The organism is Streptomyces sp. R28 (assembly GCF_041052385.1).
Classification (GTDB): domain Bacteria; phylum Actinomycetota; class Actinomycetes; order Streptomycetales; family Streptomycetaceae; genus Streptomyces.
Map to the genome: position 1 here is coordinate 7,549,264 of NZ_CP163439.1, position 13,728 is coordinate 7,562,991.

Below are 13,728 nucleotides of genomic sequence, written 5' to 3' on the forward strand. Positions count from 1 at the left end.
ACATCCCGAGCATCTCGGTCCGCACCGTCGGCCGCGTAAGCGGTGAACTCCCCAGGAGAGGGCGTTAGATTGGCTCGCTGATGGTGGACGGAGCGGCTGGTCAGGGGGCAAGGGCGATGGACAGCGACGGGACGCAGGACGCGCGGGGTACGCACGCGACGCCTGTGCCGCGTCCGGCGGTGCCCCCGGAGGCGCCCGCGGTGCCGCCGCGGCCGACACGGGCACCCGGCGCGCAGGGCGGGCGGGAACTGCCCGCACAGAGCGCACAGACACGGCCCGGGTCCGTGGCCGACTGGCTCAATGAGCCCCGGGCGGTCGCCCGGCCCGGGATCTGGCGATTCGGATACCGCCTGCCGAAGGCCGCGCAGGGAGGAGCCGAACGGCTGGCGCCGGTCACTGTCGTCGGGCTGCTCGTTCCGCTGGTCGTGGCGCTGCTCGTGTGGTCGCTGTGGCGGCGTGGCAGCGTCCCCTACCAGTACTCCTTGCTGCGGCTGTTCACGCCGGACGACTGGTGGTGGGGCGGCACCCTCGCGTCCGCCAAGGACTGGCAGGGGCAGGAGGCCCTTGTCGTCTACAACGGTCTCTTCTTCGCCGTGCTCGTCTACGCGATGGGCCGACTGGGCAGTTGGCCCGATGTGGTCCGCCACTTCGTGGGCAACCGGCCACAGCCCGCACGTGCGCTGCTCGCCGCCCTGGGCGCCCTGGTCACGCTGAGCTTTGTGTTCCCGAGCGCCTTTCCCGGCGTCACCTGGGACGCTCTTCCTGTCGTCGCCCCCCTGTTCTCCCTCGTCGCTCTGATCTCGGGCGGCTTCGACCTGTTCACCTCGGTGCTGTTCACCGACAGTCTGTACACGGTCGTCACCCTGCTGGTCCTGTGGCCGTTCGCCCGGGTCGGCGACTGGTGGGGATATGTGAAGGCGCGCCTCGCCGCGCGCGGTGCCGCAGCGCAGGAGAACACGGCGCCGGCCAAGGACCGGCCCCGCGCCGAGTGGCCCGAGCTCCGGCAGGCGGGACAGTACGAGGCGGCCGACCTGCTGACCGCCGAAGTGGCCGGCCACCGTATGAACGACGTGGACTGCGCCCGGTTGGAGCACGCCTGGACCGTGGCGAGGCAGGACGGTTCTCTCGAGACCTTCCGTGACACCGTGCTGCGACGGGGCGGCGCCTCCTGGACGCACCCCTCCGGGGCCAGGGACCTGCCACGCCGCGCGGCCGGCCACGACCTGCTCGAAGGGCAGGTGCGCATCGGGCGCTGGGTGGCCGCCGAACGGGCTCCGCGCGCCTACCACGACGTGGGCGCCGCGCTCGGCCCGGACGTGCTGGGTACGTCGCTCCTGGCGATCGGACCGTCCGGGGCGGGCAAGACACGGAACCTGATCGAGCCCGTGACGGAGTCGCTGGCGTTGCAGGCGCTCACCGGACGGTGCGCCGTCGTCGCGGTCTCTGCCGCGGGCACCCGGCTCGCCGCGGACGCGGCGTTCGACGTGGTCGTACGGATCGGGGATCCCGCATCCGTCCACGACCTGGATCCGTACGCGGAGTCGGAGGACCCGGACGAGGCGGCCGCGATCCTCGCCGAGGGCCTGGTGGGCGACCTGGACACCGTGGGCAGCCAGAGCGCCGCCACCGCGCTCGCCCAGCTGCTCGGTCCCTACCGGGCGGTGCACGGCCGTTTCCCGACCCTGCCGGACTTGCGTGAACTCCTGGAGGGCGAGCCGTCGGCGCTGTCCGCCCTGGAGGAGGCGCTGTCGTCCGACGGCCACACCGTGATGCGCCGTGAACTTCAGGCCCGCGTCCGGCAGATGGGGAGCCCGGCCGATGTGGGCCGCGCCCTCGCCGACCGGCTCGCCCTCCTCAACCGGCCGGCCTTCACCGAGTTCTTCGGCGGGGGCGGCGATGCCCGGCTGTTCTCCCTGCGGGCCGTGGCCCATCATCCGCTGCGGGTCCGTATCGACCTCCCGGAACAGGGCCACGAGGAGGCCGCCCGCCTGCTGACGAGGCTCGTCCTCGCCCAGTTCAGTACGGTCGTACGCAGCGCGCAGCGCCGCCACTTCGCCTGCCTGGTCCTCGACGACGCCACCGGGGCGGTCACCGCCGAGTCGGTGCGCCGGATCCAGCGGGTGCGCTCCCAGAACGCGGGCGTCGTCCTAGCCCTGCGCACGATCGGCGACGTCCCCGAGGCCCTGCACGGTCCGCTGTACGGGGCGATCGGCTGCCGTATGGCGTTCTCCGGCGTGACGACATGGGACGGCAGTCGGTTCGCGCAGACCTGGGGCACCGAATGGGTGGAGACGCGGGAGGTGGCGAAGCACACGGTCTTCGCCGACCAGCCGATGACCCGCATGATCCATGCCCTGCGCAAGCTCGTCACCGGCAAGGCCGTGACGACGGACGCGGTGACGGTGAAGCAGGTCGAGCGGGAGCGGTGGTCGGCGTCCGAGCTGGCGCACGGGGTGCCGCCGGGGCATGCGGTGCTGTCGCTCACCAGCGTCGAGGGCGAGCACGCGCCGCCGTTGCTGGTGGATCTGCGGGGCTGACCTCGGTATCCGGCCGGCAGGTCACGCGGTGACCGTACGGTGAGGCAGAATCGGCATAGGTCGTTCATACACCGCGGCCAAAAGATCACAGGGGTCACGTCGATGATCACCGCGATCACGCCGGCCACACCGATCACACCGATCACCTCGATATTGAAGGCCTCATGCCCCCCACGCTCGCCTCGCTCGTCCACCACTCCGCGCTCAAGCTGACCGTGCGGGCGGGCGAGGACCGCCTGGACGTGCCGGTGCGATGGGCGCACGTCAGTGAGCTCGCCGACCCCGTCCCCTACATGGAGGGCGGGGAGCTGCTGCTGATCACCGCGCTCAAGCTGGACGCGGAGAACCCCGAGGCGATGCGGCGCTATGTGCGGCGGCTGGCCGGTGCGGGTGTGGTCGGGCTGGGCTTCGCGGTCGGCGTCAACTACGAGGCAATCCCCACGGCGCTGGTCGAAGCGGCCGAGGAGGAGGGCCTGCCGCTGTTGGAGGTGCCGCGCCGCACCCCCTTCCTCGCCATCAGCAAGGCCGTGTCGGCGGCGATCGCGGCGGATCAGTACCGGGCGGTGACGGCAGGGTTCGCGGCGCAACGGGAGCTGACGAAGCAGGCGTTGACCGACGGGCCGGAAGGGCTGCTGGCCGTGCTGGCGTCCCAGGTGGACGGCTGGGCGGCCCTGTACGACGCGTCCGGTGCCGTGGTCGCGACGGCGCCCGACTGGGCGGGACGGCGGGCGGCGCGGCTCACGGCGGACGTGGAGCGGCTGCGGGAGCGGACCGCGCCGGCGTCGTCCGTGGTCGGCGGGCCGGAGCACGAGGACCGGGTCGAGCTGCACACCCTGGGCACGGGGCGGCGGCCGCGCGCGGCGCTGGCCGTGGGGACGGCGGCGGCGCTGGGCACGGCGGAGCGGTACGCCGTGTACTCCGCGATCGCGCTGCTGACGCTGACCACCGAGCGGTCGCGGTCGCTGCACGCGGCCGAGCAGCGGGTGGGCGCGGCGGTGCTGCGCATGCTGCTCGCCGGGGAGCCGGACCACGCACGGGCCGTGGCGGGAGATCTGTACGGCGAGCTGCTGGACGCGCCCTTCCGGGTGATCGTCGCCGAGGCGGCGTCGGTGTCGGCGGCGCGGGTGGTGGATTCCGGGGCGCGGGTGGCGCTCACCAAGGCGTCCGCCGCGGTGCTGGCCACCGCGTCCGACACGTACGGCGATCCGCTGGGCGCCCTCACCGAGGTCGTGGAGTCCGCGGCGGCTCGGGCCGGGGAGGCGGTGCTCGTCGTGCCGGAGGGGGAGGGCGAAGCGGCGCGGCTGGTGGTGCTCGCCTCGGACGAGGGTGCGGTGGTGGCGGCGTGCGCGAAGTACGCGGCGGCACTGGAGGCGGCGCGGGCGGGGGACGTACCCGAGCAGCCGGGGGGCGCCGGCGAGGACGAGCTGGTCGTGGGGCTCTCGGCGCCGGCCGGGCCCATCGCTGCCGCGGCGGCGTACAAGCAGGCCGAGCAGGCCCTGTCGGTGGCTCGGCGGCGGGGGCGGGTGTGCGTGGAGCACGAGCAGCTGGCCGCGGGGTCGGTGTTGCCGCTGCTCGCGGACGATGCGGTGAAGGCGTTCGCGGACGGGTTGCTGCGGGCGCTGCACGAACACGACGCGACGGGGCGGGGGGATCTGGTCGCCTCGCTGCGGGCGTGGCTGTCGCGGCACGGGCAGTGGGATGCGGCGGCTGCGGATCTGGGGGTGCATCGGCACACCTTGCGGTACCGGATGCGGCGGGTGGAGGAGATTCTTGGGCGCTCGCTGGATGACGCCGATGTGCGGATGGAGCTTTGGCTGGCGTTGAAGGCGACGTCGGCGGAGTAGACGGGTTTCGCCCCCGCCGCCCCTACCCGTCCCGTCCCTGGGGGCTGCCGCCCCCAGACCCCCGCTTCGGCCCTGAACGGGCCTCGTCCTCAAACGCCGGAGGGGCTGAAATTCAGCCCCTCCGGCGTTTGAGGAGCGGGGTCGAAGGGGCGGAGCCCCTTCAGGATGGGACGGGTAGGGGCGGCGGGGGCGTGAATTCCTGGGCCGTACCCCCACCCACCCCGCCAAACCGGCGCACCCCCGCCCCCCACCACTACACCCCGGACAAACGCCCCTCCGCCCCCACCCCCCTACCGTGGACCCCGACACACCAGGACACCCCCAACGCGGAAGGGCCGGGACTCCCTATGACTTCCACCCACGCCTTCTGGCTCGCCGGTCGCCAGGTCAGCGGCGAGGACAGCTTCGATGTCACCTCCCCGTGGGACGGGCGGGTCGTCGCCAAGGTGAGTGTGCCGACGGACGCGCAGACCGAGGAGGCCGTGGCCGCCGCGTACGCCGTCCGCGAGGACTTCGCCGCGACGCCGGCCCACGTGCGTGCCGCCGCGCTCGACCACGTCAGCAGGCGGCTCGTCGAGCGGACCGAGGAGATCGCCGCGCTGATCTCCGCCGAGAACGGCAAGCCGATGAAGTGGGCCCGGGGCGAGGTCGGCCGTGCCGTGTCCGTGTTCCGGTTCGCCGCCGAAGAGGCCCGGCGGTTCAACGGTGGCGAAGCCCAGCGGCTCGACACCGACCTCGGCGGGCAGGGGCGCCTCGCCCTCACCCGGCGCTTCCCCAAGGGCGTCGTCCTCGGGATCGCGCCGTTCAACTTCCCGCTGAACCTGTGCGCCCACAAGATCGCCCCGGCCATCGCCGCCGGCGCGCCGATCATTCTGAAGCCCGCCCCGGCCACCCCGCTCTCCGGGCTCGTCATCGGTGAGCTGCTCGCCGAGACCGGGCTCCCGGCCGGCTCCTGGAGCATCCTCCCGGTTCCGAACGACCGTATGCCCGCGCTGGTCCAGGACCCGCGCCTGCCCGTGATCTCCTTCACCGGCTCCGAGAAGGTCGGCTACGCGATCATGGACTCGGTGCCGCGCAAGCACTGCACCCTGGAGCTGGGCGGCAACGGCGCGGCCGTCGTGCTCGGCGACTACGCCTCCGACGCGGACCTCGACTGGGCCGCGACCCGCATCGCCACTTTCTCCAACTACCAGGGCGGCCAGTCCTGCATCTCCGTGCAGCGGGTGATCGCGGACGCGTCCGTGTACGACCGGCTCGTGCCGCGCATCGTCGCCGCCGTCGAGGCCCAGGTCACCGGTGACCCGAGCGACGACGCGACCGACGTCGGGCCGCTGGTCAGCGAGGACGCCGCCAAGCGCGTCGAGACGTGGGTGGACGAAGCCGTCGCCGCGGGGGCGGCCCTGCTCGCCGGCGGCAAGCGCGACGGTGCCTCCTACGCGCCGACCGTCCTCACCGACGTACCGGCCGACGTCACCCTCGCGTGCGAGGAGGTCTTCGGGCCCGTCCTCACCGTGCAGAAGGTCGACGGGGAGGCCGCCGCGTTCGCCGCCGCCAACGACTCCAAGTACGGCCTCCAGGCGGGTGTGTTCACGCATGACCTGCAGACCGCGTTCCGGGCCCACCGGGCCCTCGAGGTCGGCGGCGTCGTCATCGGTGACGTGCCCTCCTACCGCGCCGACCAGATGCCGTACGGCGGCGCCAAGCAGTCCGGTGTGGGCCGTGAGGGCGTGAAGTTCGCGATGGACGACTACACCTACGAGCGGGTGATGGTCCTCACCGGCATCGCTCTCTGAGCGGCCACCCCCATGGGCCGACGGCCGGAGTCCGCTGTGCGGGGGCTCCGGCCGTCCGCGTCCGAAACGGCACACGGCCAACCCGCCCCGCTCAGGTCACCGGATCCCACCGCTCCTCGTCCTCGACCCACCGGTACGCCTCGACGACGTCGCACTCGACCATGTACGGCTGTTCGCCCATGGTGGGCACGCGGACGGAGATGTCCACCACCCGGAGCTTGCGCTGCTCGTGCTCGAAGCACAGCCCCTTCCAGGGCATCTGGCGCCAGTTGAAGTCGACGATGCGCCGACCCTCCTCGCGGAGGACGACGTGGTAGGTGTCGTCGAACAGGATTCCCACAACTGATCTCCCTCAGCCACGGTCGACGCGGAGGAACAACTGTGCCGCACCCCGGCCGACTCCTTTCCCGTCGAGATTTCCCGCCGACCCTCTGGCTAATGGGAACCATTTTCATGTACTGTCGTGAGTGACGCGCGATCGCCGTCCCGAAGGGGCCCGGCACCGATGCCTTCCGGTGCCGGGCCCCTTCATTTGCGTCGGCCTCCCCGGACCCTCAACCGGAGAAGCCGACGTGCGCGAGCCGCACCGGGCCGCGCAGCCTGAGGTGGACGTCCCGGACGCCCTCGGTGATGATCTCGGCGCGCTGCGTCGAGTAGTCGTACGGGCTCGCATCCGGCGCCTGCGACGTCAGTACGGCGAGCACCGCGCCCCCGTCGAGCGACACCTCGACCACGCCGTCGCCGGACACGGTCGCCGTCACCGCCGTGACGCCGCCCTCGAAGTCGCAGTCCCGGTAGACCAGTTCGCCCGTCCTGCCCTGCTCCGGCGTCACCGCGTCGCCCGACGCCTTCGTGCGGTCGACGATCGCCACGCCGCTCTGCTCGTCGAAGTCGGCGGCGTCCAGGCCCCGTTGGAGGACGGGGCGCGGTGCGGCCGCCTCGCCGTCCAGGAGCACGGTCGTCCGCAGACGGATGTCCTCGCTGGAGGCGCCGGCCAGGATCTCGTACGGGCCCGGCTCGCGGCGCCAGGCGCCCCGCGCCACATCCCAGAAGCCGAAGGACCGCAAGGAGACCTCGAAGGTCAGGGCCGACTGCTCGCCGGGCTCCAGTCGCACCCGGCTGTGCGCCACCAGCTCCCGCCGCGGGCGCGGCACCGTCGGTTCCACGGCACGCGTGTAGAGCTGGGCGACCTCGTCGGCCGGCACGTCACCGGTGTTGGTGACCGTGAAGGAGACGTGCAGCGTGTCGTCCGTCACGCGGGTCTCCAGGTCGGCGTAGGAGAAGGCCGCGTAGGACAGGCCGTGGCCGAACGGGAACAGCGGGGTGCCCTCGAAGTACAGGTACGTCTGGCGGCCGCCGATCACGTCGTAGTCGAGGAGGTCGGGCAGGTCGGCGTCGTCGGCGTACCAGGTCTGCGGGAGGCGGCCGGCGGGGGAGACGTCGCCGGCCAGGACGTGGGCGAGGGCGGTGCCGGCCGCCTGGCCGCCGTGGGACGTCCAGAGGATCGCCGGGAGGGCGGCCGGTTCGACGGCGTAGGGGTACGCCGACACCAGGGCCAGCACCGTGTTCGGGTTGGCGGCGCGGGCGGCGCGCAGCAGGCGCTCCTGGTGGGCGGGGAGGGCGAGGGTCGTGCGGTCCTCGGTCTCGCGGCCGTTGATGTGCGGGTCGTTGCCCGCGACCACCAGGACCACGTCCGCCTGCGAGGTGACCCTGGTCACTGCGTCCTCGCCGCTTTCGACGACGATGAGCTGGAAAGTTTCCGGATTCGCTTCGGCAACCCGCACGCCGTCGGCGGCGACTGAGACGTGGCGACCCGTACCGATGTGCCGGAGGAGGTGACCGTTCTCATGGGGTTCCAGGCGGAATGTCTCCTGGACGACCCAGCCTCCGGGCTGGTCGGCGGAGGCACGGACACAGCCGTCCTCGGCGACCGAGAGATACCGGCCGTCGGGGGCGCGCAGGGTCAGCACGCCCTCGCCCCAGTCGACGAGCGCGAACTCGGTGCCGACCGGGTCGGTGGTCAGCGGCGGCAGGTCCGTACGGCCGGCGAGCAGGGCCGGGTCGAGGGCGCCCTCGGCGCCGCGCACCTCGTCGGCGACGTCCGCCTCGAGGGCGTGCAGGAAGGTTCCGGCCGAGGTCTTCAGGCGGATGCGGTCGACACCCTCCGCGAAGTCCACCCGGTCCGCGCCGAACCGCTCGTACAGGCCCTCCAGCGGGGTCGAGCGGTGGATGAGCGTGCCGCTGTACCAGTCGCACTTGCACTCGTCGGCGAGCAGGCCGACCACGGCGAGCCGGATGTCCGGGGCGAGCGGCAGCAGGCCGTCGCTGTTCTTGAGCAGGACGACCGACTGCTCGGCGGCCTCCTGGGCGAGGGCGCGGTGGGCCGGGGTGTCGAAGTCCGTGGTGAGCGCGTGCGGGTCGTACGCCGGGTCGAACTCGCCGAGGCGGAAGCGGACCGAGAGCTGGCGGCGGACCGCCGTGTCGATGTCCGCCTCGGTCAGCAGGCCCTGGTCGAGGGCGCCGCGGACCCGTGCGGTGATCTTCGAGCTGTCGGTGCCGTGATCGGTGAAGCTGTCGACGCCCGCCAGCAGCGAGGCCGCGGTGGCCTCCTCGTGGGTGTCGAAGTAGTGCTCGGAATCGACCAGGTTGGACGGCGCACCCGCGTCCGAGCAGACCAGCAGGTCCTCGTCGGTCCAAGCGCGCAAGTGCTCGCGCAGATACGGCGAGACATGGTTGGGGCGGCCGTTGACCAGGTTGTACGCCGGCATCACGCCCGCCGTCGCGCCCGCCTCGACCGTCTCGCGGAAGGCGCGCAGGTCGTACTCGTGCAGGACGCGCGGGCGCACCGAGGAGGACGTGACGTCGCGGCCCGTCTCGTTGTTGTGGGACAGCCAATGCTTGAGGACGGGCGCGGTGCGCCAGTACGTCGGGTGGTCGCCGCGCAGGCCGCGGGTGTACGCGGTGGCGATGGCCGAGGTGAGCTTCGGGTCCTCCGAGTAGCCCTCCTCGTTGCGGCCCCACAGGGGGTGTCGCAGGAGGTTGACGGTGGGGGCCCAGACGTTCAGGCCCACGCGGTCGTCGCGGGCGCGCATCGCGCGGGTCTCCTTGGAGACGGCGTCGCCGACCCGTCGTACGAGGTCGGTGTTCCAGGTCGCGCCGAGCCCGACGGCCTGGGGGAAGACGGTGGCCTGGCCCATCCAGGCCACACCGTGCAGCGCTTCCTGGCCGGTGCGGAACGCGTCGATGCCGAGCCGCTCGACGGCCGGCGCGAACTGGTGCAGGAAACCGATCTTTTCGTCGAGCGTGAGCCGCGACAGAAGGTCGTCGATGCGCTTCGCGAACGGCAGTCGCTGATCGCGGAAAGGCGGCGTAGGCGGCGTTTGTGCGGTCACGTGGGGATCCCCTTGCGGTGGAGCGGCGAGGCGCTTTCGAAGCGCTTCGATGCTCAGTCGATCCGGGGGTGGGTGTCAAGACACCCCGGCGCAACAACTCCGACTCCGGACCGTTATTTCAAGCGACGTAAGAGGGCAGTCGGAACCTCCATGCCTCGGAGGAATCTTGGAAGCGACCCTTGTGCGCCCCCATACCTTCACTTAACCTCGCAGCAACATCGAAGCGCTTCGACTGCGAGGCTCGCCCACCTTCAGGGGTGCCCGGGCCCTCGGCAGTGGTCGAAGGACGCTTCAGCTCAGCCAGATCCACTTAAGACACCGCAGCCGACGGCCCACCGCCGGGTGTCCAGGTGCGCCATGAAGGGTTGACGCAATGACGCCGAACGCCTCCTCCGCCTCCTCCGGACCCAGCCGGAGAAGCTTCCTCGCCTCCACGGCGGTCGCCACCGCAGCGGTGGCGGGAGGGATGCCGCTGCTCTCCGCCTGCGGCGGTTCGGACAGTGCGTCGCGAGACGGCACCACGTCGGCCAAGGACGCGAAGAAGATCCTGCCCGCCTACGTGGCCAGCAACGTGGTGACGCCGGACATCCCGTCCAAGAACGGCTCGTCGATGGGCTTCACCTCGAAGCTCGACGTCGACACGCTCAAGACCTCGGTCCCGAAGAAGCTCGGCAAGGGCGGCGAGGTCACCATCATGTCGCCGTTCTGGGGCTCACCGCCGAAGCCGAACAACCCCTACTACACGTCGATGAACGACCTGATCGGTGTCGACGTCCAGTGGCGCAACCAGGACGGCAACACCTACGACCAGAAGCTCGGCGCGGTCCTCGCCTCCAGCGACGTCCCGGACGTGGTCGTCGTCCCCGGCTGGAACATGATGGGCAAGATACCCAGCGCCATCATCAGCAAGTTCGCCGACCTCGGCCCGTACCTGTCCGGGGACAAGGTCAAGGAGTACCCGAACCTCGCGGCGATCCCCAGCGGCGCCTGGCAGCGCTCCATCTTCGGCGGCAAGCTGATGGGCCTGCCGATGCCCGCCCCGTCCATCCCGACCATCGTGCCCCTCTACCGCCAGGACATCTTCGACAAGGAGGGCTACGAAGTCCCCCGGTCCGCCGACGAGTTCCTGGCCCTGTGCAAGGACATCACCAACGCCCGGGCCAAGGTGTGGGCCTGCGGTGACATGAAGTGGACCGCGATGAACAACTTCGGCGTGCGCGGGGGAGGGGAGAAGCCGCTCTGGTGGGACATGGAAGACGGCAAGCTGATCAACCGCCTCGAGACCCAGGAGTACCTGGAAGCCATCGAGTGGACACGCAAACTGTTCGCCGCCGGAGTCGTCCACCCCAATTTCAAGCTGGGCAAGAGCCAGATCACCGACCCGGCACCCAAGTTCGCCGCCGGCGAGTTCCTGATCTGGGACAACAACATCGTCCAGTGGTACGGCCAGCAGGCCTCCCAGGCCGCCCAGAACCCCGACTTCAAGATCTGGGGCATGGACATCTGGGGCCACGACGGCGGTGACCCGACGCTGTACGCCGCGAACCCGGCCGGCATCTTCGCCTTCGTCAACAAGAAGGCCTCCGAGTCCGTCATCCGCGACGCACTGGCGGTCGCCAACGTCACCGCGGCGCCGTACGGCACCAAGGAATGGATGATGACCAACTACGGCGTCGAGGGCACGCACTACACGATCAAGGACGGCGTCCCCGTCAAGAACGACAAGGGCAACAACGAGGTCCTCAACGCCTACGTCATGGTGGCGAGCCCCGCCCCCACCACCGCCCACCCCGACCTGCCTGACTACACCAAGGCCATGGTCGAGTGGGAGCAGCGGATGGGCGCCTTCACCAAGAAGTCGTCCTTCTGGGGCCTGCAGATCACCGAGCCCTCCCGCTACACCAACCTCGCCAACGACTTCGAGCAGCTCGAGGACGACATCATCCGCGGGCACAAGAAGATCAGCGACATGCAGCAGGCCGTCTCCGACTGGAAGAGCAAGGGCGGCGACAAGCTGCGCGACTGGTACAAGAAGCTTCTCGACGAGAACGGCTCGGCGGCGAGCTGACCAGGCTCTGAGGCAAGGAGAACGGCCGTGTCACACAGCACGGTGCCTCGGAGCAGTGCCGAGGCCAGCACGCAGGTGAAGAACCCGGTGCCGTCCGACGACGTCACGGGCGCCCAGGAGAAACGAGGCTCGGGCAAGCTGAGCCTCAGGCTCAGGTTCAGACGCGACCGCGTCCTGATCCTCATGACGGTGCCGGCCGTCGTGCTCCTCCTGGTCTTCAACTACCTGCCGATCCTCGGCAACATCGTCGCCTTCCAGGACTACGACCCCTACATCAGCGACAACGGCATCGTCTCCATGCTCAACAGCCCCTTCGTGGGCCTGGAGAACTTCCAGCGGATCTTCGAGGACTCGGCCTTCTGGAACGCCGTCGAGAACACGCTCGTGCTGTTCTTCGTCCAGCTCGTGCTGTTCTTCCCGATCCCGGTCCTGCTCGCGCTGCTCATCAACAGCGTGGTCCGGCCCCGCGTGCGGGCCTTCGCGCAGGCCGTGCTCTACCTCCCGCACTTCTTCTCCTGGGTGCTGGTCATCGCCGTCTTCCAGCAGATGTTCGGCGGCGCGGGGATGCTCTCCCAACTGCTCCGGCAGAACGGGTACGACGGCCTCGACATCATGACCAACCCGGACACCTTCGCCTTCCTGCTCACCGCGCAGAGCCTGTGGAAGGACGCCGGGTGGGGGATCATCGTCTTCCTCGCCGCCCTGGCCTCGGTCAGTCCGGACCTGTACGAGGCCGCCGCGATGGACGGAGCCGGACGCTGGCGCCGCATGTGGCACGTCACGCTTCCGGCCCTGCGTCCGGTGATCGCCCTCCTGCTCGTACTGCGCGTCGGCGATGCCCTGACCGTCGGGTTCGAACAGATCCTGCTGCAACGCGACGGCGTCGGACCGGGCGCGGGTGAGGTCCTCGACACCTTCGTGTGGTGGAACGGCGTGCGCAACCAGGACTTCGGCTACGCGGCTGCCGCCGGTCTGGTCAAGGGCGTGGTCAGCATCGGCCTGGTCCTCGCCGCGAACAAGGTGGCCCATCTCATGGGCGAGCAGGGGGTGTACAAGAAATGACGTCCGTGATGTGGGAGCCGCGCCAGGACACCGAGCCGGTACAGGGGAAGGCGCCCCGCTGGTGGGCCGCACCGCCGCGCCCGTCGTGGGAGGAGAAGCCCTCCAGGGCCGGCCTCGCGGGCAAGGGCATCGCCCTGTCGTTCGCCTGCCTGGCAGTTCTCTTCCCGCTGTGGATCGTGGTTGTCACCAGCCTCTCCACAAGGAAGACCATCGACGAGGCGGGCGGCCTGGTGATGGTGCCCAAGGGCATCACCTTCATCGCCTACGAGGAGCTGCTCGGCGGCGGCCAGGTCACCCGTGCCGCGATCATCAGCATCCTCGTCACCCTGGTCGGCACGCTGTTCTCGATGTCGGTGTCGGTCCTGTGCGCCTACGGACTGTCCCGCAGCGGGTCCCTCGGGCACCGCTGGATCCTGATGATGCTGCTGGCGACCATGTTCTTCAGCGCCGGACTCATCCCCACCTACCTGCTGGTGCAGTCCCTCGGCCTGACGGACAGCTATCTCGCGCTGATCCTGCCGAGCGCGATCAGCGTCTTCAACATCCTGGTGCTGCGCGGCTTCTTCATGGGGATCTCGCAGGAACTCGTCGACAGCGCGCGCATCGACGGCGCCGGCGACCTCCGGATCCTCTGGCAGATCGTCATGCCGCTGTCGCGGGCGGTCCTCGCGGTGATCACGCTGTTCTACGCCGTCGGGTACTGGAGCGCCTGGTTCAACGCGTCGCTGTACCTGAACCAGCAGGACATGATGCCGTTGCAGAACGTCATGATCCAGCTGGTGCAGAGGCAGGAGGCGCCGGTCGGTCTGAGCCAGGCCATCAGAACCGGTCAGCTGTCGGGGCTGGCCATTCAGATGGCGGTCATGGTGATGGCCCTGCTGCCGGTGGCTGTGCTTTCCCCCTTCGTCCAGAAGCACTTCAAGAAGGGCATGCTCACCGGGGCCGTCAAGGGCTGATCGGCGCCCACACGACGGGGGCTTCGGTGATGCGGCGGCTGCGGGGTGTCCGTGGCTGGTCGCGCCCACGCTGCGG

8 protein-coding genes are annotated in these 13,728 nt (G+C 70.6%); 6 read left to right on the forward strand and 2 right to left on the reverse strand.

Going from position 1 to position 13,728, the window contains the following annotated elements:
* The first annotated feature begins 116 nt into the window (after positions 1–116).
* The 3 genes from AB5J49_RS34025 (at position 117) to AB5J49_RS34035 (ending at position 6,174) form a co-directional block, all read left to right on the forward strand.
* Entirely contained in the window at positions 117–2,537 is a 2,421-nt protein-coding gene (locus AB5J49_RS34025) for an ATP/GTP-binding protein (protein WP_369172684.1), read from the forward strand.
* A gap of 164 nt (positions 2,538–2,701) precedes the next feature.
* Positions 2,702–4,381, forward strand: a complete 1,680-nt coding sequence (locus tag AB5J49_RS34030; RefSeq protein WP_369172685.1) for a PucR family transcriptional regulator — start codon at positions 2,702–2,704, stop codon at positions 4,379–4,381.
* 347 nt (positions 4,382–4,728) lie between these two features.
* Complete coding sequence (locus AB5J49_RS34035) at positions 4,729–6,174, forward strand: aldehyde dehydrogenase family protein (RefSeq protein WP_369172686.1); 1,446 nt, start codon at positions 4,729–4,731, stop codon at positions 6,172–6,174.
* Between the two features lie 91 nt (positions 6,175–6,265).
* Here AB5J49_RS34035 and AB5J49_RS34040 read toward each other — a convergent pair whose 3' ends face one another.
* Together AB5J49_RS34040 and AB5J49_RS34045 are read right to left on the reverse strand one after the other, a co-directional pair.
* Positions 6,266–6,514 (reverse strand): hypothetical protein, encoded by a 249-nt coding sequence (locus AB5J49_RS34040; RefSeq protein ID WP_369172687.1) that lies wholly within the window; start codon positions 6,512–6,514, stop codon positions 6,266–6,268.
* A 214-nt stretch (positions 6,515–6,728) separates the two neighbouring features.
* Positions 6,729–9,566, reverse strand: coding sequence for a glycoside hydrolase family 3 C-terminal domain-containing protein (locus AB5J49_RS34045; RefSeq protein ID WP_369172688.1), 2,838 nt, complete (start codon positions 9,564–9,566; stop codon positions 6,729–6,731).
* A 373-nt stretch (positions 9,567–9,939) separates the two neighbouring features.
* Here AB5J49_RS34045 and AB5J49_RS34050 point away from each other — a divergent pair, with 373 nt between their 5' ends.
* From AB5J49_RS34050 to AB5J49_RS34060, 3 genes are read left to right on the forward strand one after another with little or no spacing between them, the layout of a single operon-like run.
* On the forward strand, positions 9,940–11,634 hold the full coding sequence (locus AB5J49_RS34050) for an extracellular solute-binding protein (RefSeq protein WP_369172689.1): 1,695 nt from the start codon (positions 9,940–9,942) through the stop codon (positions 11,632–11,634).
* Positions 11,635–11,661: 27 nt separating this feature from the next.
* Complete coding sequence (locus AB5J49_RS34055) at positions 11,662–12,696, forward strand: ABC transporter permease (RefSeq protein WP_369172690.1); 1,035 nt, start codon at positions 11,662–11,664, stop codon at positions 12,694–12,696.
* On the forward strand, positions 12,693–13,652 hold the full coding sequence (locus tag AB5J49_RS34060; RefSeq protein WP_369172691.1) for a carbohydrate ABC transporter permease: 960 nt from the start codon (positions 12,693–12,695) through the stop codon (positions 13,650–13,652). Before AB5J49_RS34055 ends, AB5J49_RS34060 begins: the two co-directional genes overlap by 4 nt.
* The last annotated feature ends 76 nt before the right edge of the window (positions 13,653–13,728 follow it).

Bases quoted from the DNA above. Each gene is read 5' to 3' on its own strand.
- AB5J49_RS34025 (WP_369172684.1), top strand. From the start codon at position 117: ATGGACAGCGACGGGACGCAGGACGCGCGGGGTACGCACGCGACGCCT.
- AB5J49_RS34030 (WP_369172685.1), top strand. From the start codon at position 2,702: ATGCCCCCCACGCTCGCCTCGCTCGTCCACCACTCCGCGCTCAAGCTG.
- AB5J49_RS34035 (WP_369172686.1), top strand. From the start codon at position 4,729: ATGACTTCCACCCACGCCTTCTGGCTCGCCGGTCGCCAGGTCAGCGGC.
- AB5J49_RS34050 (WP_369172689.1), top strand. From the start codon at position 9,940: ATGACGCCGAACGCCTCCTCCGCCTCCTCCGGACCCAGCCGGAGAAGC.
- AB5J49_RS34060 (WP_369172691.1), top strand. From the start codon at position 12,693: ATGACGTCCGTGATGTGGGAGCCGCGCCAGGACACCGAGCCGGTACAG.